The organism is Nonomuraea marmarensis (assembly GCF_043197025.1).
In the GTDB taxonomy this organism is placed as follows: Bacteria; Actinomycetota; Actinomycetes; order Streptosporangiales; family Streptosporangiaceae; genus Nonomuraea; species Nonomuraea marmarensis.
Map to the genome: position 1 here is coordinate 56,434 of NZ_JBICRM010000007.1, position 21,999 is coordinate 78,432.

Here is a 21,999-nt window from a genome sequence, read left to right on the forward strand (position 1 = left end):
CCATGGTCACCCGTACCGCATCAGCCCCGTTCACGCTCTGGTCGGGCGCCAAGACGAGCGCGTTTCACCTCGTCGCGGGAATCCTGGCCGCGCTCTTCCTCTTCCCGCTCATCTGGGCGGTGCTCAACTCGCTGAAGAGCCCGGCCGAGGCGAACACGATCCCGCCGACCTTCCTGCCGCGCTCGCTCTCGCTGGGCAGCTACGAGACGCTCGGCAAATATGGCGCGGGGCTCTCCGCCTACGCGGGTAACAGCCTCATCGTCGCGCTCATCACCGTCGCCGGCACGGTCGTCATCTCGGTACTTGCGGGCTACGGCTTCTCGCGCTACGAGTTCAGGGGCAAGAACCTCACCTTCGTCACCATCCTGGCGATCCTCATGGTTCCGTACGCGACGATGCTGCTGCCGCTCTACATCCTGCTCGGCGTGTTCGGGCTGCAGGACTCGCTGATCGGCCTGGGGCTCGTGCTGGTGATGTTCCAGCTGCCGTTCGGCGTTCTCATCATGCGCAACGCCTTCGACTCGATACCGCGCGAACTCGAGGAGGCCGCGTTCCTCGACGGCGCCGGCCCGCTCGGGGCGCTGCGGCACGTCTCGCTGCGCATCGTGACGCCCGGCGTGGTGACCGTGGGCCTTTTCGCCTTCCTCGCCTCGTGGAACGAGTTCCTCGCGCCGCTCATCTTCCTCAGCACCGGCGAGAAGTTCACGCTGCCGCTCATGCTCGTCAGCGTGCGCGAGGGCACCTTCGGCCAGATCGACTTCGGCGCGCTGCAGGCCGGCATCGTCGTCGCGATGATCCCGTGCATCGTGCTCTACCTCGTACTGCATCGCTATTACGTCAACGGCCTGCTCAACGGCGCGTTGCGCGGCTGACCACCCCTCCGAACGGAAAGGCCCGCTGATGACGACAGATGCCCCGCTGGACGAGATCGTCGCGCCCTGCTCACCCCGCTCCGGCGCGCGCCTGGCGCTGCGGCCGATCTCGATCGGGCGGGCGCGCGTCACCGGCGGCTACTGGGCGCGGTGGCAGCGCGACAACCGCGCGGTGACCACGCCGCACGCGTTGCGCTGGCTGGAGAAGGACGGAGTGCTGGACAACTTCCGGCGGCTCGTGGACTCCTCGGTCACCGCGGAGCGGCGCGGCTGGGTGTTCTGCGACTCCGACCTGTACAAAGTGCTCGAAGGCATTGGCTGGGACCTGTCGCGCGGGCCGTCCGCGGAACTCAGCGCCTTCGTCGCCCACTCCGTCGCGCTGCTCGAGCAGGTGCAGGGGGACGACGGCTACCTCAACACGTTCGTCCAGGCCGGGCTCGAGCAGCGGTACGCGAACCTCACCCGCGGACACGAGCTCTACTGTGCCGGCCACCTCATCCAGGCCGGCATCGCCCTCACGCGGACGACAGGCGATGAAAGCCTGCTCGCGATCGGCCGGCGCTTCGCCGACCACCTCGTGGCCGAGTTCGGCGACGGCCGCCGCGGTGACACCGACGGACATCCCGAGATCGAGACCGCCCTCGTCGAGCTGTATCGCCACACCCGCGAGCGCGACTACCTCGACCTCGCCAAGCAGCTCATCGACGTGCGCGGACACGGAGTGATCGGTGCGGGACCGTTCGGCCCGGCCTACTTCCAGGACACCGTGCCCGTACGCGACCAGCACACGGTGGTCGGCCACGCCGTGCGGGCGCTCTACCTGCTCGCCGGGGTCGTCGACGTCTATCTCGAGACCGGCGAGGACGCGCTGCTGCACGCGGCGCAGAGCCAGTGGCGCTCCATGGTCGCCGAGAAGACCTACCTCACGGGCGCCGTCGGATCCCGCTTCGAAGGCGAGGCCTTCGGGGACCGTTTCGAGCTGCCGCCGGACCTCAGCTACGGCGAGACCTGCGCGTCGATCGCCGGCATCATGCTGAGCTGGCGTCTCCTGCTGGCCACTGGGGACGGCGCCTACGCCGACCTCATCGAGCGCATCCTGTACAACGCGTTCTCCGGCTCGACCTCGGTGAGCCGCGACGGATTCTGCTACGTCAACCCACTGCAGCGTCGCTCGCCGCGGCCCGCGGCCCCTGCCGGAGGCAAGCCGCTCCGCACGGACGCCCCCGGCACCCGCGCCGAATGGTTCGACGTCGCCTGCTGCCCGCCGAACATCATGCGCACGATCGCCTCGCTCGACGGATACCTCGCCACCACCGACGACCACGGGATACAACTGCACCTCTACACCCCGTCCAGCGTGCACACTGAGCTGGCGGCCGGCGAGGTGGCGGTGTCGGTGGCGACGGAGTACCCCGAGGACGGCGTCATCGCCGTGACAGTCGAAAGGTCGATTACGCAACCGTGGACGCTGTCCCTGCGCGTGCCGTCCTGGTGCCACCGGCCGGCACTCATCGTCGCGGGCGAACACGTACCCGTCGAGCGCGACGCGCGCGGCTACGTCGTCGTGGAGCGCGTGTGGGCGCCGGGCGACGTCGTCGTACTCGATCTGCCCATGCCGGCGCGGGTGACCGCCGCGCACCCCGCGGTGGACGCCGTGCGCGGCCAGGTCGCGATCGAGCGCGGCCCCGTCGTCTTCTGCCTGGAAAGCGTCGGCGGTGAACTGGATCTCGACACGGTCGAACTCCTCGTCGGCGGGGACCTCCGGGTCGAGCGGGACGAGGAACTGTTCGGCGGCACGACCGTGGTGCGCCTCGACGGACGGCTGCGCGACGACTCGGCTTGGCAAGGCGTCGGCTGGAGCGACGTCTCCGAGATCCCGGCATCGAGCGGACGGCCACAGGAGGTCACCGCGATCCCCTACCGGCTCTGGGCGAATCGCGGACCGTCGACGATGCGGGTCTGGGTCCCGGCCGCCCACACCGGGTGAGCAGCTCAAGCCGTGAGCGGCGGCGCGTGCCGCCGCCGTCAGGGAGGTGCAGGACGTACTCGGGCGTGGCGGACAGGTTGTGGACGGGCTCTGGACAACGCGGCACTTACGTGATCTGACGGAGTAAGAGCGCCGACGATCAGGAACAGGAGCACCTGGAAATGAGCGATACGCCGCGACTGCACACCGCCGGCACGAGTACCACCCTGCTGGACCGAGCCCGCGACCTGCGCCCGCTGATCGAGCGCGAGGCGGCCACGGCCGAGGCGCAGGGCAGGCTCACCACCCCCGTCGTGGACGCCCTGCACGAGGCAGGACTTTTCGGCATATGGGTCCCCGCGCCGCTCGGCGGCGCCGAGCTGTCCCCCAGAGAACTGCTCGCCGTCTTCGAGGAACTCTCGTACGCCGACCCCTCAACGGGCTGGGTGGTCATGGCCACCACCCTGGAGAACGGTACGGCCGGCGCCTACCTGGGCGACGACGCCGTCGAGCGGATCTTCAAGGGCCCGCGGATGCCGCTCATCGCGGGCCAGGGCACCCGGCCGGGCACCGCCGTACGCGAAGACGGCGGTTTCCGCCTCAGCGGGCAGTGGGGTTTCGCCTCGGGCATGCTGCACGCCCAGTACGCCCACAGCCTGGGCGCCGTCGAGGGCACCGACGAGGTCCGGATCTTCATCACCCCGCTCGAAGACGTCAAGATGCTCGGCAACTGGGACGTCCTGGGGCTGCGCGCGACGGGCAGCATCGACTACTCCATCGACGGCGCCTTCGTGCCGGAGTCGCAGACGCACATCTTCACCGAGAACGAGCCGCTCCGCGGCGGCGCGATCTACCGGCTCGGCGTGCTGGACCAGGCGCTGATCTGCCACTCCGGCTGGGCACTCGGCGTCGGCCGGCGGCTGCTCGACGAGCTGATCTGCTACGCCGGGGCGCGGGCCGGGCGGCCCGGCCAGATCGCGGACAGCGATGCCTTCCACGCCGACTTCGCCCGCGCCGAGGCGAAGTTCCGCGCGGCCAAGGCCCTGGTGCTGGAGACGTGGGACGACACGGAACGCACCCTGGACTCGGGCCGGACGCTCGACGTACGGCAGGAGACGATGGTGCGGCTCGCGCTCAACCACGTCACGTCGACGCTCGCCGAGGTGGCCCGATTCGTCTACGCGTCGGGCGGCACCTCGGCGCTGCGCGACGGGCTGATCCAGCGGCTGTTCCGGGACGTCCACGCCGGCACCGCGCACATCACCTCGGGCCCGCAGGTGCTCCAGGAGTGCGGGCGCGAACTGGCCGGCCTGGCTCCGGATCAGTCCTGGATGATCTTCACCCTGGAGGCGTGAGGGGGTGTTCAGACCCCACAGTCTGCGAGAAGATCGCCTGGCGGTCAGCCGAGGCGACCAGAGGGGCTTGTTGTCCCTGGTGTAGACAACGATCTCGCCGTCGTTCTGCACCGCCAGGTAGGCACCGGGGTTGCGCGCGGTGTCGGCGTTCCACAGCGACCTGTCCGAGGCGGTGTAGACGACCAGGTTGCCGTCGCGCTGCATGGTTGCCTTCGCGCCGGGCTGGTCTGCCGTCGGCGTGGTCCACAGGGGCTTGTTCGCCCGGGTGTAGAGGACGAGGTTGCCGCGCAGCTCGACACGGCCAGCGCCGGTTCCGCGGGCAGCGGCGGCAGGTCGTCGATCCGCGGCAGGACCCGTACCGCGTGGTGCTCTGTCACGGCGGCCGGGCGCGTCGGCTGGCGGCGACGCGGACCGAACGTATGACGGTCCGGGGCGAGAACACGCCGTAGGGGATGAATGCCTCGGCCTGGAGAGCGGCGAAGCTTATCCGGAGAAGGTCGCGGGTAGCCGGATAGATCAGGAACCGAGGCTCCCAGCGGGGCTGGAACTTCGCGTTGAACCTGTACAGCGACTCGATCTGGAACCACCGGGACAAGAAGATCAACATGTCCCGCCACGCACGCAGCATGGGGCCGGCACCCAGGCGTTCCCCCCTGGCCAGCACCGCGCGGAACATGGCGAAGTTGAGCGAGACGGAGGTCACGCCATACTCCGGGGCCGCCTGCAACAGTTTCATGATCAGCCACTCGTTGAGCCCGGGATCACCGCCGCGGTCGCGGCGCATCAGGTCCAACGAGAGCCCGTGCGTGCCCCAGGGGACGAAGTGCAACATCGCCCGCAGGTCACCCCATGGTGGGATGCCCTTCTCATCCGGCATCTTGTGCGCGGTGGCCACCATGCACTCGGGGTCGGCGGCATCGCCGATGCGGCCCAGGGCCATGGAGAAACCCCGCTCGTTCGCGCTGTCGCGCCACGCTTGTGCCGCGCGCCGGAGCCGGTCCCGCTCTTGTGTCTCCAGTTCCCCGACTCGACGGATCTCGCAGGCGTAGCCGGCACGTTCGGTACGGTGTGCCATCTGCCGTACATTCCGCATCGCCCTGCCCTCGAGACGGAACTCGGCCGCCTCCACGATGGCCTCGTCCCCGATCTCCAGCGCGGACAGCTCGGCTTCCCTGCTCCAGACCTTCCCGCCGGTCTCGCTGCAGCCGATCACGGCCGGCACCCAGGCATGCCGCCTGGCCTTCGTCATGAACTCCCTGATCGCTCCCGGCCACGCCTCGACGTCGCCGATCGGATCGCCGCTGGCCAGCATGACCCCCGCCACCACCCGGTAGGCGATCACCGCCTTGCCGGTCGGGGAGAAGATCACGCTCTTGTCGCGGCGTAGGGCGAAATAGCCCAGCGAATCGCCCGCCCCGTGCCGCCTGAGCAGACCTCGTACGGCCTGTTCCTGTTCGGGGGTCAATTCGGCGACCGGTCTTTCCGGGCGCAACGCCAGGTACAGGGTCGTGACCGCGGTGAGCGCGCCCAGGGCGGCCAGGGGGAAGTACACCAGGTCGGCGGCGTGCGCGGTGGTGAAGCGGATCGGTCCTGACACTCCGAACAGGCCGAGCAGCACGTGTTCGATCCGGTCACCGGGGCCGGGCTCGTCTGCGATGGCGCGGGAGTGGGCGTTCAGCACTCCCCAGCCGATGGCGACGTCGACCATGCTCAGCAGCAGCAGCGCCCATAGGGCTCGCCACCGGGTCCGCGGGTCGGACAGTGCGTAGAACTCCTTCCGGGCGGCCAGGAGCACGAAAAAGATCACTATGGTGAGCGCGGCGGTGATGAAGTGCGCCCATCGCACCCATTCGGCCAGCGCACTCACCGGCAGGAGCACCATGATGAGCCGCCAGGCGCGCGCCTTCCGGCGCCGCAGGCCATGCGCGATCATGATCAGCAGAACGCCCGCGACCAGGGACGTCGCACCGGCCAGCGGACCGACCACGCCCGGCAGGACGCTTGTCAGCTCGGCGAACCGGGTCCGCGTGAAGGGTGGGTTCACCGTACGCCAAATGTTCAGGACGCCGACCAGCAGCGCCAGGAACCCTGCCGCGGTGGGCACCCAAGAACGCGACATACCCCACTAATTCCCAATAAATGCCGCAAAACGCAAACGCCGCCACCCCGGCGGCGCGGCAGTGTCCCCGACGGGCATTTCCGCAGGTCAGCAGCGGTTACCGAGTGGTACCGCAGGTGAGGACCGGTGACGCGCCGGCACAGGCTCTTGCGGGCGCCGTTCACCTGGTCGCCCCGGCCCGTTCCTGGGAGAGCGGGGCAGGCGCGAGCTGCCTGATGAGCAGCGCCGCCATGGTGACGGCGGCCACCACGATGCCCAGGTTCGGCCAGGCGAACTCGCCGCGCACGACGTAGCTGAAGATGGAGACCGTGATGACACCGCCCGCCCAGCCGAAGGCGAAGATCATGGCTGGGCGCGCGAGCCGGTGCGGCAGCGCGGCCGCGACCGCCAGGAACACGGCCACGGCGATGTCCGGCCACAGGAACATGTTGTTCGGCCGGTGGGCGCCGTCGACGGCCAGGTACCCGGCCATGATCACACTTTCGGCGGCGGCGACCCACCTCGCTGCGGTGACGACGTTCACGATCTGCTCGCTCTCATCCGGGGAGGCCGCCCCCTTGCCGGACGGCCCTGTCTCACCGGACGAGTGTGCGGTCGCGGACCCGCGCGCCGGAAGCAAGCCAGCCCCCGTCCTGACCCGCGCCACCCGCACCGACCAGGTGCGGCCAGCCGCACCACGGCGGCTCGAATGGCCGGGAAAACGGCAAGCCATGAATCGGGCGTTAACGTGCCCCGACGATGAGCCGAATACCCTGTTGGGACAAGCGAGCGAGGCGGTGAGTTGCGATGCCCGGTACGAGCGTCGATGTCGCGGTGCTGAAGCGGCGCATGGGGCGGGTAGGGGTCTGGAACAGCACGCTGAGCGGAGAGCCGGCTTCGTTCGAGCGGGAGGCGGCCGCCGAAGTGGAGGGTCTGGGCTTCGGAACGTTGTGGATCGGCGAAAGTCCGAAGGGCAAGGAGGCGCTGGTCCATTCGGCGATCCTGCTGGGCGCGACGCAGCGCATGATGATCGCCACCGGCATCGCCAACATCTGGGCCCGCGACGCCACCGCCGCCTCGAACGGCGCGAACGCCCTTGCGGAGGCGTACGACGGCCGGTTCGTGTTCGGGCTGGGCGTGAGCCACGCGCCCATGGTGTCGGCGAGAGGCCACGACTACCGCAAGCCGGTGTCAGCGATGCGTGCCTATCTCGACGCCATGGACGCGACGGAGTACGGCGGCCCGCTGCCGGAACCGGCTCCGCGGATGCTGGCCGCACTCCGGACCAGGATGCTGGAACTCGCCGCGCAGCGCACCCACGGCGCACATCCCTATTTCGTCACCCCCGAGCACACCGCACGCGCTCGTGCGATCCTCGGCCCCGATCCCGTGCTGGCACCGGAACAGACGGTCGTGCTCGACGCCGATCCGGAGCGGGCACGGCGGACCGCCCGCCGTTTCACGTCGGGCTACCTTCGCCTGCCGAACTATGCGAACAACCTGCGCGATCTGGGCTGGGATGACAAGGACCTGGCCGACGGCGGCAGTAACGCCTTGGTCGATGCCATCGTGGCGTGGGGCGACCCGGAGACGATCATCGAGCGGGTACGGGCCCACCACAACGCCGGCGCGGACCACGTCTGCGTCCAGCCGCTCGCCGACACCCCCCACGACATGCTGGAGCACCTGCGCATCCTGGCCCGTAGCGACTTGACCTCCCTCTGACCCTTCGGAGACAAGCCCCGGCCTAGCCTTTACGCAGCCCGAGCGTGTCGGCCGCGATCTCCAGTGCGGCGAGATGTTCGTCGGCCGAGCGCAGCCCTGCTCCCATCGTGTTGATGGCGATGTGAGTGGCACCGGACTCGCGCCACCGGCGGGCCACATCGTCCAGTTCCTCCGGGCTGCCCGTCCAGGTGACCCGGCCTTCCATGCCGAGTCCGGCGGGGTCGCGTCCCGCCCGCGTGGCGGCCTCCTCGACCATCGCCTTGGCCTCATCCAGCTCCGGGCCCGGAGACATCTGCGGGAACCACCCGTCGGCCAACCGTCCGGCACGGCGGTAGGCCGCGGGCGACTGCGCGCCGAACCAGACCGGGATCGGCCGCTGCACCGGCAGCGGCGCCAACCCCGCTCCCGTGACCCGGTCGAAGGCGCCGTCGAACGTGACCGACCGCTCGCTCCACAACCGGCGCATCAGCTCGACCTGCTCTTCCATGCGCCTGCCACGGGTGCTGAAGTCCTGGCCGAGGGCTTCGTACTCGACCTGGTTCCACCCCAGCCCCACGCCCAGCCGCAACCGGCCGGCACTGAGCAGGTCGACCTCCGCCGCCTGCTTGGCCACCAGGACCGTCTGCCGCTGGGGCAGGATGATGATGCTGGTGACCAGTTCCAGCGCGGTCAGCGCGGCGAGGTAGCCGAATAGCACCATCGGCTCGTGGAACGTGGTCCGCACGTCGTAGACGCCCCGCCAGCCCTGGTGGACCGCCGGATCGGCGCCGACGACGTGGTCATAGGCCATCACGTGCCGGAAACCGAGCTCCTCGACCCCCTGCCCGTAGGCGCGCACCGCGCCCACGTCCGCGCCGATCTCGGTCTGAGGAAAGACGACACCGATCCGCATTCATGACTCCTGTCAACGTAAGGCGACTCCTGAACATCATCGCGGGTACGGCACCGATCAACCGCATAGACGCCCCGCGATCTCGAGGGAGACGCCTGCCGGCGCCCTGGTCCTGCCGAACGACTTCACCAGGCCTCTGGCCTCAAGCATCGTTGTCCTCCTTCACCCGCGACAGTGCGGTCTCGATCCAGCGCAGGTCGGCGTCGAGGTGCTGGAGCGCGTAGTCGGCCGCCAGCACCTGGGCGGGCGCACCGGACGCCTTCGCCGCGGTCAACTCCCGCATGCGGGCCAGGTGTGCCTCGCGCTGCCGTACGAGATAGCCGTCCGCGTCCTTTCCGGCGACGGCGACGCGGGCGAACAACGGGCTGGCGACGTACGGCGCCGGTGGCTCCACGGTTTCCAGCCACTGGGCCAGCTCTGCCCGGCCGCTGTCGGTGATCGCGTACATGGTCCGCTCGGGGCCGCCCTCCTGCCGCGTCTCCGCGACCTCCACGAAGTCGTCGCGTTCCAGCCGCTGCAGCGTGGCGTAGACCTGCCCGTAGGCCAGCGGCTTGGCGCCGGCCAGACGGTGATCATGCTCCTTCTTGAGCTCGTAGCCGTGCTTCGGGCGCTCGACGAGGAGGCCCAGCAGCACATGACCGGTTGACATGATCATGGCTATACATTCAATGAATAGTCGCGCAACAGCCCGCTCATCCCTGCGTCGCGCTTCCGTTCACCGAGATCTCGAACCAGACCTCTTTACCCGTACGCGTGAGCTGGACGCCCCAGCGCTGGGCCAGCAGATCGACCATCTGCAGTCCGCGTCCGCCCTCTTCGCAGTCCTCGGGGTCCTCGGCATGCGGAACTTCGGAGGTCTCGTCCCCCACCGCGCATCGGAGGATGCCGTCCCTGATGGAGAGCGTGAGAACCGGCTGCCCCCAGGCGTGTCGCAACGCGTTGGTGACCAGCTCGTCGGCGAGGAGCTCCGCGACGTCGGTTTCGCCGTGGAACTCCCACTCGGCCAGCTGCGCGTGGATCAGCCGCCGGCCGGCAGGCACTGAGGACAGATCATCCGGCAGGACCCACGAGGCCCGGTGGTGTTCGACCGGCCGGCCAATTCCGGCGACCTCACGAAGCCGGCGGATGATCGAGTCCGGCCAGTGGAACACGCGTACGTGATTCAGCCGGAGCTCCCAGCGGCCACAGCCGTCGGCGGCGGCATGGCGAACGCGGCGGTCCGGCACGTCCATCGGAAGCCCATGAAACAGATATGTTGTGGTCATTGGATCGTTCCACCTCCCTGGCGGAGTTACTTTCTCTACCAGGATTCCGCTGCCGGCGCCCGCCGTCTTCGATGCCAGCCCCCATCTTGGGATAGCGGACAGTTGGGCTGCGGGGATTCCAGCTAGCTGCAATGCGGGGACAGGCCGCCGTTGAGATTCTGGAGGTGTGGCTCTGCGTTGCCTCATCGTCGATGACAATGATCACTTCCTCCAGGCCGCTCGCCGGCTACTGGAACGAGAGGGGATCACAGTCGTCGGCATGCCCTCGACCAGCGCCGAGGCGCTGGAGCGCTTCGACGAGTGGCAGCCCGATGTCACCCTGGTCGACATCCAGCTCGGTACGGAATGCGGCGTCGACCTGGCGCGGCGACTGGCCGGCAACCGGCCGGGAGAGCCCTCGAACGTCATTCTCATCTCGACGTACGCCGAAAGCGACTTCGCGGACCTGATCGCGGAAGGCCCCGCCATCGCGTTCCTGTCGAAGTCCGATCTGTCAGCCGGGGCGATCCGTGACATCCTCCGCAGGGCGGGCCATGATCGCGGCTAGCGGGATTCGAGGAACGCCAGCACCGCGAGGATGCGCCGGTGGTCGTCCTCCGTCTCGGGCAGCCGCATCCTGGACATGATGCTGCGCACGTGCTTCTCGACGGTGCCTTCGGTGATCCACAACTGGCGGGCGATCCCGGCGTTCGAGCGTCCTTCCGCCATCAGGGCGAGCACCTCCCGCTCCCGTTCGGTGAGCGACTCGAGCGGGTCGTTCCTGTGACGGGCGGCGATGAGCTCCTGAACCAGGGTGGGATCGACGACCGACCCGCCTTCGGCGACACGCCGGACCGTTCCAATGAAGTCCGCCACATCGATCACCCTGCTCTTGAGCAGGTAGCCGACCCGATGCCCGGTGGCCAGCAGCTCCAGCGCCCGCTCGGCCTCGACGTGCGCCGACAGCAGCAGGATCCCCGTCTCCGGCCACTGCGCACGTATCTCGCGGGCCGCTTCGAGGCCCTCGGTCGTGTGGCCCGGGGGCATCCGGATGTCGACGATGACCAGGTCCGGCCTATGGTCGCGGACCAGAGAAAGGAGCTCCGGCGCGTCCCCGGCCTGGCCGACCACGGTGAACCCGGCGCGTTCGAGCAGGGTGGCGAGCCCTTCACGGAGCAGCACGTCGTCGTCCGCCACCGCCACTCGCGTCGGGCTTCCGGTCATGTCCCGTCCTGAAAGATCGTTCTGATGGACGCACATCCCGCCCGGCGACTCCGCCGAGCCTGCTACCAGCGATGATGAGCGTATAGTTACCTATTATGAGCAAACGGTTGCTGCCGTTGCTGCTTCGCCCGAGACGCCCACCGTTCGCCCTCGGGATCGCGGTCGGCGCACTCAGCGTCGCGGTGGAGACCCTGCTGGCCACAGCACTGGTGGGCATGGCGCCGGCGCACGCTCTAGGGGAAGTCTATATTCCCGGCATTCTGGCGATCTCGCTGGTCTGGGGCCTGTGGCTGGGAGTGGCGACCGCCGTTGCCAGCGGACTGGTCTTCGCCTATTTCTACATCGCACCTGCTATGTCCCCCGGCCTCGCCGGGCCCAGCGAGTGGCTGGCGCTGGGGATCTTCATCGTCGTGGCGCTGATGGTCGCCCTGCTCGCGGCGATAGTGCGGAACCTGGTCACCGAGATCGACGAGCGCCGCCGCGAGGCCGACCTCGCCGCTCGCATGGCCCGGCTCGTGCTCGGCGCACAGGACCTGCGCCCGGCGCTGTCGGCGGGCTCGCGCCTGCTGGCCGAGGCGCTGAAAGTGCCCGGCCTCACGATCGAGCTCGGGACGGTGAGCGCCCCCAAGGACTGCGCGGCCGTACCGATCCAGGAGGGCCCGTCACGGTTCGGGACGCTCCTCGTCCCCGCGGACGCTGAGGCGGCGCTGAAACGCCCGATAGAAAGGCTGATGCCCTCACTCGTGGCCCTGCTGCGTTCGGCGAGCGATCGCGCGGACATCTCGCGCGCGCTGGACAGGAGCCGCGACGAGCTACGGCACATCATCGAGGAACAGGCCGCCCTACGGCGGGTCGCCACGCTGGTCGCCCGCGGGGTTTCGCCATCGGAGCTGTTCAACGCGGTGGCGGGCGAGATGGGCCGCATCCTGAAGGTGGAGACCACCGCGATTGTGCGGTACGAGCCGGACCGCACGATGGTCTACGCCGGAACCTGGAGCGCACGAGGGCCCGACTTCCGCATGCCAGTGGGCTCGCGATTTCCGGTTGACGAGCCGAGCGTGGGCGCGATGGTGTGGGAGACCGGGCAGCCGGCGCGCAAGGCGGACTACAGCACCACTCCCGGCGAGGTCGCCGAGTGGGCCCGGAGGCAGGGAGTGGCCTGCGGGGTCGGCTGTCCCATCGTCGTGGAGGGACGGATGTGGGGCGTGATGATCGCCGTCTCCTCCGACCCGGACCTGCTGCCCGAGGGCGTGGAGAAACGCATGCTGGAGTTCACCGAGCTGCTCGCCACCGCGATCGGAAACGCTCAGGCGCACACGCAGCTCGCCGAGTCCCGCGCCCGCGTCGTGGCGACCGCCGACGACACCCGCCGCCGCATCGAGCGTGACCTGCACGACGGCACCCAGCAACGCCTGATCTCGCTCGGTCTCGAACTGCGTGCGGCCGAGGTCGGGCTGCCGCCCGAGTGCGTGCAGTTCAAGGATCAGTTGTCGCGCGCCGTGCAAGCCGTCAAGGGCGTGGTCGAGGAGCTCCAGGAGGTGTCCCGCGGCCTGCATCCGGCCGTCCTGTCCAGCGGCGGCCTCGAACCTGCGCTGAAGATGCTGGCCCGCCGCTCCCCCGTACCGGTCGAGCTCAATCTGCACCTCGGCCGGCGGCTGGCCGAGCGGGTCGAGGTGACCGCCTACTACGTCGTGTCAGAGGCCCTGACGAACATCGCCAAACACGCGCACGCCTCGTGCGCGCACGTCGCTGTCACAGCGGCGGAGGGGGCGGTGCGGCTTTCCATCCGCGATGACGGGGTGGGCGGCGCTGATCCGGGCCGCGGGACGGGCCTCGTCGGGCTCACCGACCGGGTCGAGGCGTTCGGCGGCACGCTGGAAATCTCGAGTCCGGCAGGAGGCGGCACGTCACTGCTGGTCAAAATTCCCCTCAAAGACGCATGACCGCCGCTCGGTCCTGGGTGTTCCAGGGCCGCTGAACGAGGCACGGAGCGTTCTGTCCAGGTCGATGCTGCGTTACTGCTGGGCGGCAGCACCCGAATCGACCTGGACAAGCAGCGCCACTGCGGCTTCTGGTCCTAATGGATCACGCCGGGAAATCCTTCGGGTTGATCGAGCTGGTACGCGCGTTGCCTCCCCTGACCGGGTTGAGGGTCAGGGTCCAGATGGTCGACTGGGTGGCGGTCGTGGTGTACTTCAGCCGATCGTTGAACCGCTGGTACGTGGCCCCCCGGCCGAACCTGCCCTTCGACGTGCTGAACCGGGTGCCGGTGGTGAAGTAGATCCGGTACGTTCCGTCCCTGACGTCCTTGATGCTCGCCGTGGACCTCGCGCGAACGTAGATGCTGATCGCCTTGGTCTTGCCCTTGACCAGGGTGACGACCCCGTCCCTCGGGGTGCCGTTCTTGATCTTGAGCCTGCCCAGGCCGCCACTGATGCGGTCGTACAGGATCCTGCCGTTGCTCGGACGTGCCGCGGCGGCCGTCTGCGACACCGAAGCGACGGTACGCTCGCCGGCCACGACGGCGGCGCCGGCCGGAGAGGAGGTCAGCAGTCCACCGGCCAGCGCGACGGCCGCGACGACACCGGCACGCAGAGGGGTTCCTTCGAGCAGCCTCTTCACAATGAACATCTCCTTTGGGGGCGCATGATCAGGCACAAAGATAGAAGAATCCACCTGATCGCGCATCTGGTATGTCTCAGGGCCGGGCAGTGGTCAGGTCGTCACCTGCGCGGGCCTCCGGCGTGGGATGACCTGGTTGCGCAGCCATCCGGCGGTGGCGGCAGCGGGCCAGAGCCGGGATGCCAGGTTCCTGGTGGCGATGCCGACGCGGGTCGCGGGGACCATCAGCGCGGCGGCCATCGCGATGTTCGCCTGTCTGGGGTCGACCAGGGTGCGGTGCTGGGTTTCGTAGCGTGCGAAGGCGGTCTGGGGGGCGGCGGCCAGGTGATCGGCGAGCGTGTGGGCGCCCGCCATGGCCAGGGTGGAGCCGTCTCCGAACAGCGAGACCGATGAGGCGGCGTCGCCCAGGAGCGCGACGCGGCCGTTGTTCCAGCGCTCGATGCGTACCTGGCTGACGGAGTCGAGCCACAGGTCCTCGGCGGCGCGTGCCTGCTCCAGCAGCTCGGGCACGCGCCAGCCGCCGCCGGCGTAGGCGTCGGCCAGGATCCGCTTGTGCTCCCCGAACGCACCGCCTCCCTTCGAGATCCGTGAGGAGTGGCTTGCGCAGTTCGACCTGCAGGAAGACAAGTCCACAGACGACGTCACCTCGGCGTGACCTGGGCCTTCCTGTCGCCTGTGGCGGCGGCGCGCTCGGCTAGGAACTGCTCGAAGGTGATCCGGCCGACCGCGTGATCGGGTGCCAGCTGGCCGCCTCCCCGGTAGCCGGCGAAGACCGGGCCGGGGAACGGCACCGGCAGCACGAGCCGGTACCGGCGGGCGGCCCGGAGGTATGAGCGTGCCAGCTCGCGGGTGCTGAGCACCTGGGGCCCACCGATGTCGGGCACGCGCCCGGCGGGTGCGGCCAGGGCCAGCTCGACGAGGTGGTCGGCCACGTCGCGGACGTCGATCGGCTGGAAGCTGGTGGCCGCCGGCACCGGCATGACGGGTGAGCGGGCCAGCAACTGGCAGGCGCTCAGCATGAGGTCGTGGAACTGGGTGGCGCGCTGCACGGTCCACGGCAGCCCCGAATCCGCGATGAGCCGCTCCACTTCCAGCTTGGCACGGTAATAGCTGAACGGGACGCGGTCGATGCCGACGATGGAGATGTAGACCAGGTGCGGGCCCCCGGCGCGCCGGGCGCCGGCGATCAGGTTCCGGGCCGCCTCGACGTCCCCGCGGCGGCCGCTGGCGCAGTGGACGATCGTGTCCACGCCGCCGACGACCGACTCGGGCACCTCCCCGCCGAGCAGGTCGACCGCCATCCAGGTGAACGCGCGAGGCTCGCCGCGCGTCGGCGCGTGCCGGCTCACCGCCCGCACCTCGTGCCCGTGCGCCGCCAGCCGGTCCACCACCGCCCGGCCCAGCGGGCCGGTGCCGCCGGTCACCAGGATCCGTTTCGCCACAGTCATCCCTCCCCAGAGCGTGGCCGGTGAGCGCGGACCTCGCCGCTATCTGTCTTCATCCGGATGCGCCGGCCGTACGTGATAGTCCTCTCTGCCCCGCGTGTGTATAGCCGCGGTAGGGGGTCTGGGGTGCGTTGGCAATTTCTGGGGTTTTATCCCCTGCGAAACGGGATTGACCAGCGTGATCGCGACCCGGGCCGGCGACGTTCCGGGCGACGACGCAGGGCATCGCCACGTGAGGTGAACGCCCATTTGGGAAGTTGTTAGTGTGGGATGAGATCACCATGCCCGTCCTACGGGGCTGAGATCCGGGACCGGGGATCCCGTGCCGCATCGTGATCCTATTGTTCGGGGGGACGGTCACCATGAGGGTTGTCGTCGATCTCACGCGGTGTCAGGGCTATGGGCAGTGTGCCTTCGCCGCGCCGGATGTTTTCCGGATGGCTCGTACGGAAGCGTTGATGTACGAGCTGAATCCCGATGACCGGGAGCGTGAGCAGGTCCTGCGGGCTGTCGCGGCCTGCCCGGTCCAGGCCATGGTGATCGATGAGATGGGCACCCTGGGACGGCCGGAGAAGGCCGATGCGGCCGGGCCCGGCATGCCTGATCGAGTCGGTCGTATCGTCATCGTCGGCGCCTCGCTGGCCGGGTTGCGGGCCGCGGCGACGCTGCGCAAGGAGGGCTACCAGGGATCGTTGACCCTGATCGGGGACGAGTCGTGTGAGCCCTACGATCGGCCGCCGCTGTCCAAGCAGGTCTTGAATGGGCAGGTCCTCGCGGCGCAGACCATGCTGCCCCGGCGGGGTGAACTCGATGCCGGATGGCTGTTGGGGACGCCCGCGACCGGGCTGGACCTGGCAGGCAAGCAGGTTCTGCTGGCCGACGGCCGCCACGTCGGGTTCGACCGCCTGCTGATCGCCACCGGCGTACGTGCCCGGCCGTGGCCGAACGCGGCGGAGGGCGCTCTGGACGGGGTGTTCGTGTTGCGCAGCCGTGAGGACGCGTCTCTGCTGCGGCAGCGGCTGGGTGACGGCGTCAACCGGGTGCTGGTGATCGGCGCCGGCTTCACCGGCTCGGAGATCGCCTCCGCCTGCCGGGACCTGGGTCTGGCCGTGACCGTCGCCGAGCGAGGCCCGGCGCCGCTGGTGGGGGCGCTGGGCGGGGTGATCGGCTCGATCGCCGGGGAGATCCAGCGCGAGCACGGCGTGGACCTGCGTTGCGGGGTGACGGTGACGGCGCTGGAAGGAGACGGGGACGGACGGCTGCGCCGGGCGCAGTTGTCCGATGGGAGCGCGGTCGACGCCGAGGTGGCGGTGGTGACGCTGGGCGCAGAACGCAATGTCGAATGGCTGGAGGGCTCAGGGCTGGCCGCCGGCGTGTGGGGCGTGGGCTGCGATGCGGGCTGCCGCGCCTTCGATGTCAACGGCATCGTCTGCGACGACATCTTCGTCGCGGGTGATGTGGCGCGATTCCCGCACCCGGTCTATGGATACCAGTTCCTGACGCTGGAGCACTGGGGCAACGCGGTGACCCAGGCTCAGGTGGCGGCGCACAACATGATCAGCGCTCCGACCGGTCGCTGGCCGCACCTGTCCCTGCCGGTCTTCTGGTCCGCCCAGTTCGGCGTCAACATCAAGTCGGTCGGAGTTCCGACGTTCGCCGACGAGGTCGTCATCACCCAGGGTTCGGTGGCGGACCGCCGGTTCGTGGCCGCCTACGGGTACCGCGGCCGCGTCACCGCCGCGGTCACGTTCGACCAGGCGATGTGGCTGGAGTTCTACCAGGACCTGATCGAGAAGGCCGCGCCCTTCCCGCCCGCGTTCGACATGGTCGGCCGGCCGAACGGGGTACGGCCCGTACCGGCGCGGATCCCGGAGCGGGTCAATGCCATTCATGACGCCACCGTGGTGGTGACCGGCCACAATCCGGACGAACGGCGCGCCACGCTGGTGACCGGGCACGAGTGACACGAGGAGCCGCATCATGGCACCTGGGCTTCGGCGGCGGCATCCACTACTGCTTCGGCGCCCCGCTCGCCAGGCTGGAGACCCGGATCGCGCTGGCCGAGCTCACGCGCCGGCTCGTCAACCCCGCCCTCGTCACCGACCCTCCCCCGTACCGCCACACCGCGAACCTGCGGGGACCTGAGCACCTCCTGGTCGACGTCGACGGCGTTCAGCCTGGATAGCAGATCCGTACCGACTCTGGAGGTTCTCAGCTGGATCATCGCTGGTTACACTCCAGTCCGGAGCCCAGTCGTCCCACCGGACGGCCGTTCCCGCTCGTCACCCACCGGGGAGGGTCAGTGATCTCTCCGGTGTGCCTCTGGACGGGTGACATGACGCCTCCCGGGTGGCCTGGCGAGTCCACGCAGCCCCTCGAAGAGGAGGTTCTCCGTGTCATCCAGCACCCTCTTACCCCGCGTGCGGCGGCTTGTCTCGGTCGTCGCCGGCCTGGGCGTGGTCGTGGCCATGAGCCCGGCGGCCCTGGCCAGCCCCACGCCGTCCCCGTCCCGGTGGACGGCCACTCCCCTCACCGGCGCCGAAGTCGTCGACGGCGCCAAGTCCCCGACGGGCAAGCTCGCCAAGAGCGACCAGGCCCTGCTGCGCAACACGTCCCCGACGCCGGTCAACGTCGTGGTCAAGCTCGACTACGACTCGCTCGCCGCCTACCAGGGCGGCCTGCCCGGCCTGCCGGGTACGAGCCCCGCCGTCACCGGCAGGGCGCTCGACACCAGGAGCGCCGAGGCCAGAAGGTACGGCGAGCACATCCAGGAGGTCGAGAACGCCTTCCTGGGCGAGCTGGCCAAGAAGGTCCCCGGGGCCGTGGTCGGCCAGCGCATCAGCACGGTCTACGGCGGCATCGCGCTCCGCGTCCCGGGTAACAAGGCGGCCGAGGTGCTGAAGCTGCCCGGCGCGGTCGCCGTGCAGGAGGACACGCCGCAGCGGTTGCTCACCGACTCCAGCCCGGCGTTCATCGGCGCCGGCACCATCTACGGCCAGCTCGGCGGCAGCAACTCGGCGGGCAAGGCTGTGATCGTGGGCGTGCTGGACACCGGCGCCTGGCCCGAGCACCGGTCCTTCGCCTCCCACTCCGGCCTGCCCGCTCCCGGGCCGACCAAGGACGGCACGCCACGGGTCTGCGACTTCGGCGACAATCCCGTGACACCGGCCAACGACCCGTTCACCTGCAACAACAAGCTGATCGGCGGGCGGCCGTTCCTGGAGACGTACAACGCGGTCTTCCCGGGCGAGGTCTACCCCGACAGCGCCCGCGACTCCAACGGTCACGGCACCCACACCGCCAGCACGTCGGCCGGCGGCCCGGTGGCAGACGCGAACCCGCTGGGCATCAGTCGCGGCCCGATCAACGGCATCGCGCCCGCCGCCGAGGTCTCGGTCTACAAGGTGTGCGGCGCGCAGGGCTGCTTCCCCTCGGACTCGGCGCAGGCGGTGGCGCGGGCCATCCTGGACGGCGTCCGGGTCATCAACTTCTCGATCTCCGGTGGCGGCGACCCGTACAGCGACCCGGTCGAGCTGGCGTTCCTCGACGCGTACGCGGCGGGCGTGCTGGTCTCGGCGTCGGCGGGCAACTCCGGGCCCGACGCCAACACCACCGACCACCGCGGCCCCTGGGTGACCACGGTGGCCGCCTCCACGCAGTCCAGGACGTTCCAGTCCACGATCACGCTGACCGGCGGCGGCGCCACAGCGACGATCAAGGGCGCCTCCATCACCGCGGGGATCGCCTCGCCGCTGCCCGTGGTGCTCGCCTCGGCGCCGCCGTACTCGCGGCCGCTGTGTGACGTCCCGGCGCCCGCCGGGCTCTTCACCGGGAAGATCGTCGCGTGCGAACGCAGCCCGAACCGGGTGCTGAAGAGCTTCAACGTGCTGCAGGGCGGCGCGGCCGGGATGATCCTCTACAACAGCTTCGCGTTCGACGTCTTCACCGACGCACACTGGATCCCGTCGGTGCACGTCGACAAGCCGGAGGCCGACACCTTACTGGGCTTCCTGTCGGCGCATCCGGACGCCGCCGCGTCGTTCACCCAAGGGGCCAAGGCCACCTGGCAGGGCGACGTGATGACGTACTTCTCCTCGCGCGGCCCCGGCGGGGACTTCCTCAAGCCGGACGTCACCGCGCCCGGCCTGCACATCATGGCGGGCATGACCCCGACCCCCGAGTCGCCGCTCGAAGGGCCGCCCGGCAACCAGTACCAGGTCATCGCGGGCACCTCGATGTCGGCGCCGCACGTGACGGGCTCGGCCGCGCTGGTGTTCGCCCTGCATCCGAACTGGACGCCGGGACAGGTGAAGTCGGCCCTGGAGACCACGGCCAAGACCGCGGTCACCAAGCCGGACCGTACGACACCGGCGGACCCGTTCGACATGGGCGGCGGGCGCATCGACCTGACCAAGGCCGGTGACCCCGGGCTGACCCTGGACGAGAGCGCTGCCCGCTTCGTCGCCTCGGCCGCCGACCCGCTCGACCGGATCGACCTCAACCTGCCCTCGGTGAACGCCCCGATCATGCCCGGCGTCATCACCGCCAGGCGCACGGTCACGAACGTCACGAACAAGACGCTCACGTTCACCGCCTCGGCCAAGACCGTCGGCGGCGCCGACATCACGGTGCTGCCGCCGCGCTTCTCCGTCGCGCCGGGCAAGAGCGCCAAGCTGAGTGTGGTCATCACCGCGCCGGAGCTTCCCGACGGGCAGTACTTCGGGCAGGTGGACCTCAAGCAGGCCGGCGGCTCGCGCGCGCTGCACCTGCCGGTCGCGTTCTTCCGGCAGGAGGGCGCGGTGCCGGTCGACCAGACCTGCGCGCCGTCCGCCATCGCCAGGAACACCGGCGAGTCCACCTGCACGGTCACCGTGCAGAACAACACCCTCGAGAACGCGGAAGTGACCGCGCTCAGCACGTTGGACGCCCGCCTGCGCCTGAACAGCGTCACGGGAGCCACCAGGATCGGCAGCCAGATCGCGACCACCAGAGCGACGCTGGTCGCCAAGCAGCCCGCCAGGCCGACGATCGCACCCGGTGCCGGCCCGGCCGGGTATCTCCCGCTGGACGCCTTCGGCGTCACCCCGATCCCGATCGGTGACGAGCAGGCGGTGAACTTCACCGTGCCCGCCTTCGCCTTCGCGGGCAACAGCTACACCAGGCTCGGCGTGACCTCCAACGGCTACAGCGTCGCGGGCGGCGCCACCGGCGGCGACATCTCGTTCACCCCGCAGACGCTGCCCGACCCGGCGCGGCCGAACGGCGTGCTCGCCCCCTACTGGACCGACCTCGACGGCACCGGCGCCCCGGGCCTCCTGGCCACGATCCTGTCCGACGGTGTCAACCGCTGGCTGGTGGTGGAGTGGCGGGTGAACATCTTCGGCACGACCGCCACCAAGGTGTTCGAGCAGTGGATCGGGCTCAACGGCGTGGAGGACATCAGCTACGCCTACGACCCGGCCAACCTGCCCGGCGCCCCTCCCGCCGCCGCGGGCCTGACCGTGGGCGCCGAGAACGCAGAGGGTACGGCGGGCGACCAGATCACCGGTCCGCCCACCGAAGACCTGGTCGTCAAGAGCACACCCGCGGTTCCCGGCGGCGCCTTGACGTACTCGATGAAGGTCAAGGGAGTCAGTCCGGGAGCCGGCAAGGTGACGACCGCCACCTCGACACCGCAAGTGAAGGGAATCACCGTCGAAGTGGACAAGATCACCGTCCAGTGAGCAGGTAGAGCCGCGGGCGGCAGGCCCGCCCGCGGCTCAGCACTCGACTGGGCGCGTAAAGGGGTCCGGCCGATTCACTGAGAACTCAATCGGCCGACGCCCCGGCACCTCGGCGAAGGAGATAAGTCGCCAGCGCGGCGAGCCAGGCGAATCCGATGATGATCGTGAGGCGCTGCAGCAGCCCGCCCACCGGCATCAGCGCCGGGTTCTGCGCGAACCCGAGGCTGGTCAGGACGAAGGCGATCAGGAACGCGACGGCACTCGCGGCCGAGTAGGCCGCCCACACCTTGTTGCCGAGCTTCGCGAACCGGTAGGCGAGCACGAGACCCGCCGCGGGCAGCGCCGTGAACACCGGAGTGGAGAACAACTGGTGGAGCGCGCCGTCGGTGGTAGGAGGCAGCGGCTGCATCGGAGTCCCCGGCGGGTAGCCGCTGATCGGGTCGGTGACGAAGACCCCGGCTCCCATCAGGCCGGCGCCGACCAGACCGATCAGTAATGGGCTCCATATCCCGCCGCCCCAGCGCCGCACCACCGGCGCAAGACCGACGGCGAACGCCAGCACCAACGCCCCGGCGACCAGGAAGTCGGCCCTCTGCACCCACCCCGGCTCCCCGATCGCCAGCGAGCTGACCGGATGCCGCAACGGGTTGTAGCCGGGACGAACCGCTCCCTCGACGAGGAACACGACCACGAACAGCACCGGGCCGATCACCCCGCAGGCGAGCAGCGCCCGCCGATCGGAGGTCGAACGCACTGGACGATCCATACGTGCCCCTTCATTGCCCATACATGTGAATGGTAACCCGATCATACGTATGGTTTGCAATATAGCT

General features: G+C 69.6%; 19 protein-coding genes. 9 read left to right on the forward strand and 10 right to left on the reverse strand.

The features are described from left to right. The first annotated feature begins 2 nt into the window (after positions 1 to 2). The 3 genes from ACFLIM_RS13290 to ACFLIM_RS13300 all read left to right on the forward strand — a co-directional run bounded on the left by ACFLIM_RS13290 (position 3) and on the right by ACFLIM_RS13300 (position 4,193). The gene (locus tag ACFLIM_RS13290; protein WP_393164950.1) at positions 3 to 872 is read left to right on the forward strand and encodes a carbohydrate ABC transporter permease; all 870 of its coding nucleotides are present in this window, start codon (positions 3 to 5) and stop codon (positions 870 to 872) included. A gap of 28 nt (positions 873 to 900) precedes the next feature. After that, complete coding sequence (locus ACFLIM_RS13295; protein WP_393164952.1) at positions 901 to 2,859, forward strand: glycoside hydrolase family 127 protein; 1,959 nt, start codon at positions 901 to 903, stop codon at positions 2,857 to 2,859. A gap of 161 nt (positions 2,860 to 3,020) precedes the next feature. Then, positions 3,021 to 4,193: an acyl-CoA dehydrogenase family protein gene (locus tag ACFLIM_RS13300; RefSeq protein ID WP_393164954.1), complete on the forward strand. Its 1,173-nt coding sequence runs from the start codon at positions 3,021 to 3,023 to the stop codon at positions 4,191 to 4,193. A gap of 373 nt (positions 4,194 to 4,566) precedes the next feature. Here the strand turns inward: ACFLIM_RS13300 and ACFLIM_RS13305 are convergent, their stop codons facing one another. Then, positions 4,567 to 6,297, reverse strand: coding sequence for a phosphatidylglycerol lysyltransferase domain-containing protein (locus ACFLIM_RS13305; RefSeq protein ID WP_393164956.1), 1,731 nt, complete (start codon positions 6,295 to 6,297; stop codon positions 4,567 to 4,569). A gap of 175 nt (positions 6,298 to 6,472) precedes the next feature. Continuing rightward, positions 6,473 to 6,835 (reverse strand): hypothetical protein, encoded by a 363-nt coding sequence (locus ACFLIM_RS13310; RefSeq protein ID WP_393164958.1) that lies wholly within the window; start codon positions 6,833 to 6,835, stop codon positions 6,473 to 6,475. A 263-nt stretch (positions 6,836 to 7,098) separates the two neighbouring features. Here ACFLIM_RS13310 and ACFLIM_RS13315 point away from each other — a divergent pair, with 263 nt between their 5' ends. Beyond that, on the forward strand, positions 7,099 to 8,016 hold the full coding sequence (locus ACFLIM_RS13315) for a TIGR03620 family F420-dependent LLM class oxidoreductase (protein ID WP_393164960.1): 918 nt from the start codon (positions 7,099 to 7,101) through the stop codon (positions 8,014 to 8,016). 22 nt (positions 8,017 to 8,038) lie between these two features. Here the strand turns inward: ACFLIM_RS13315 and ACFLIM_RS13320 are convergent, their stop codons facing one another. The 3 genes from ACFLIM_RS13320 to ACFLIM_RS13330 form a co-directional block, all read right to left on the reverse strand. Next, positions 8,039 to 8,908, reverse strand: a complete 870-nt coding sequence (locus ACFLIM_RS13320; protein WP_393164962.1) for an LLM class F420-dependent oxidoreductase — start codon at positions 8,906 to 8,908, stop codon at positions 8,039 to 8,041. Between the two features lie 142 nt (positions 8,909 to 9,050). Next, positions 9,051 to 9,557: a PadR family transcriptional regulator gene (locus tag ACFLIM_RS13325; protein ID WP_393164964.1), complete on the reverse strand. Its 507-nt coding sequence runs from the start codon at positions 9,555 to 9,557 to the stop codon at positions 9,051 to 9,053. Between the two features lie 43 nt (positions 9,558 to 9,600). Beyond that, positions 9,601 to 10,140, reverse strand: coding sequence for an ATP-binding protein (locus tag ACFLIM_RS13330; protein WP_393164966.1), 540 nt, complete (start codon positions 10,138 to 10,140; stop codon positions 9,601 to 9,603). 199 nt (positions 10,141 to 10,339) lie between these two features. Between ACFLIM_RS13330 and ACFLIM_RS13335 the strand changes: the two genes are divergently transcribed. Beyond that, positions 10,340 to 10,720 carry a response regulator gene (locus tag ACFLIM_RS13335; RefSeq protein ID WP_393164968.1) on the forward strand — a complete coding sequence of 127 codons (381 nt, stop codon included), beginning with the start codon at positions 10,340 to 10,342 and terminating at the stop codon, positions 10,718 to 10,720. Here the strand turns inward: ACFLIM_RS13335 and ACFLIM_RS13340 are convergent. Then, a complete protein-coding gene (locus tag ACFLIM_RS13340) occupies positions 10,717 to 11,376 on the reverse strand; it encodes a response regulator (protein ID WP_393164970.1) in 660 nt (219 codons plus the stop codon). The two genes, ACFLIM_RS13335 and ACFLIM_RS13340, sit on opposite strands and share 4 nt — an antisense overlap. A 95-nt stretch (positions 11,377 to 11,471) precedes the next feature. Here ACFLIM_RS13340 and ACFLIM_RS13345 point away from each other — a divergent pair, with 95 nt between their 5' ends. Then, complete coding sequence (locus ACFLIM_RS13345) at positions 11,472 to 13,319, forward strand: sensor histidine kinase (protein WP_393164972.1); 1,848 nt, start codon at positions 11,472 to 11,474, stop codon at positions 13,317 to 13,319. A 142-nt stretch (positions 13,320 to 13,461) separates the two neighbouring features. Here the strand turns inward: ACFLIM_RS13345 and ACFLIM_RS13350 are convergent, their stop codons facing one another. From ACFLIM_RS13350 to ACFLIM_RS13360, 3 genes are all read right to left on the reverse strand, one after another. Further along, the gene (locus tag ACFLIM_RS13350) at positions 13,462 to 14,007 is read right to left on the reverse strand and encodes a hypothetical protein (protein ID WP_393164974.1); all 546 of its coding nucleotides are present in this window, start codon (positions 14,005 to 14,007) and stop codon (positions 13,462 to 13,464) included. Between the two features lie 84 nt (positions 14,008 to 14,091). Further along, the gene (locus ACFLIM_RS13355; RefSeq protein ID WP_393164976.1) at positions 14,092 to 14,631 is read right to left on the reverse strand and encodes a hypothetical protein; all 540 of its coding nucleotides are present in this window, start codon (positions 14,629 to 14,631) and stop codon (positions 14,092 to 14,094) included. Positions 14,632 to 14,639: 8 nt separating this feature from the next. Beyond that, positions 14,640 to 15,446 carry an SDR family oxidoreductase gene (locus ACFLIM_RS13360; RefSeq protein WP_393164978.1) on the reverse strand — a complete coding sequence of 269 codons (807 nt, stop codon included), beginning with the start codon at positions 15,444 to 15,446 and terminating at the stop codon, positions 14,640 to 14,642. 359 nt (positions 15,447 to 15,805) lie between these two features. Between ACFLIM_RS13360 and ACFLIM_RS13365 the strand changes: the two genes are divergently transcribed. The 3 genes from ACFLIM_RS13365 to ACFLIM_RS13375 all read left to right on the forward strand — a co-directional run bounded on the left by ACFLIM_RS13365 (position 15,806) and on the right by ACFLIM_RS13375 (position 21,166). After that, a complete protein-coding gene (locus tag ACFLIM_RS13365) occupies positions 15,806 to 17,407 on the forward strand; it encodes an FAD-dependent oxidoreductase (protein ID WP_393164980.1) in 1,602 nt (533 codons plus the stop codon). Then, complete coding sequence (locus tag ACFLIM_RS13370) at positions 17,404 to 17,628, forward strand: hypothetical protein (RefSeq protein ID WP_393164982.1); 225 nt, start codon at positions 17,404 to 17,406, stop codon at positions 17,626 to 17,628. The genes ACFLIM_RS13365 and ACFLIM_RS13370 overlap by 4 nt, the downstream gene beginning before the upstream one ends. Positions 17,629 to 17,836: 208 nt before the next feature. Beyond that, positions 17,837 to 21,166, forward strand: coding sequence for a S8 family serine peptidase (locus ACFLIM_RS13375; protein ID WP_393164984.1), 3,330 nt, complete (start codon positions 17,837 to 17,839; stop codon positions 21,164 to 21,166). Between the two features lie 85 nt (positions 21,167 to 21,251). Here the strand turns inward: ACFLIM_RS13375 and ACFLIM_RS13380 are convergent, their stop codons facing one another. Next, positions 21,252 to 21,932, reverse strand: a complete 681-nt coding sequence (locus tag ACFLIM_RS13380) for a DUF998 domain-containing protein (RefSeq protein WP_393164986.1) — start codon at positions 21,930 to 21,932, stop codon at positions 21,252 to 21,254. Positions 21,933 to 21,999 lie beyond the last annotated feature (67 nt).

Coding starts and splice junctions, on each gene's coding strand:
- ACFLIM_RS13380 (WP_393164986.1), bottom strand. CDS start 21,932: ATGGATCGTCCAGTGCGTTCGACCTCCGATCGGCGGGCGCTGCTCGCC.
- ACFLIM_RS13315 (WP_393164960.1), top strand. CDS start 7,099: ATGCCCGGTACGAGCGTCGATGTCGCGGTGCTGAAGCGGCGCATGGGG.
- ACFLIM_RS13350 (WP_393164974.1), bottom strand. CDS start 14,007: ATGTTCATTGTGAAGAGGCTGCTCGAAGGAACCCCTCTGCGTGCCGGT.
- ACFLIM_RS13340 (WP_393164970.1), bottom strand. CDS start 11,376: ATGACCGGAAGCCCGACGCGAGTGGCGGTGGCGGACGACGACGTGCTG.
- ACFLIM_RS13320 (WP_393164962.1), bottom strand. CDS start 8,908: ATGCGGATCGGTGTCGTCTTTCCTCAGACCGAGATCGGCGCGGACGTG.
- ACFLIM_RS13330 (WP_393164966.1), bottom strand. CDS start 10,140: ATGGACGTGCCGGACCGCCGCGTTCGCCATGCCGCCGCCGACGGCTGT.
- ACFLIM_RS13290 (WP_393164950.1), top strand. CDS start 3: ATGGTCACCCGTACCGCATCAGCCCCGTTCACGCTCTGGTCGGGCGCC.
- ACFLIM_RS13300 (WP_393164954.1), top strand. CDS start 3,021: ATGAGCGATACGCCGCGACTGCACACCGCCGGCACGAGTACCACCCTG.
- ACFLIM_RS13325 (WP_393164964.1), bottom strand. CDS start 9,557: ATGTCAACCGGTCATGTGCTGCTGGGCCTCCTCGTCGAGCGCCCGAAG.
- ACFLIM_RS13365 (WP_393164980.1), top strand. CDS start 15,806: ATGAGGGTTGTCGTCGATCTCACGCGGTGTCAGGGCTATGGGCAGTGT.
- ACFLIM_RS13295 (WP_393164952.1), top strand. CDS start 901: ATGACGACAGATGCCCCGCTGGACGAGATCGTCGCGCCCTGCTCACCC.
- ACFLIM_RS13360 (WP_393164978.1), bottom strand. CDS start 15,446: ATGACTGTGGCGAAACGGATCCTGGTGACCGGCGGCACCGGCCCGCTG.
- ACFLIM_RS13345 (WP_393164972.1), top strand. CDS start 11,472: ATGAGCAAACGGTTGCTGCCGTTGCTGCTTCGCCCGAGACGCCCACCG.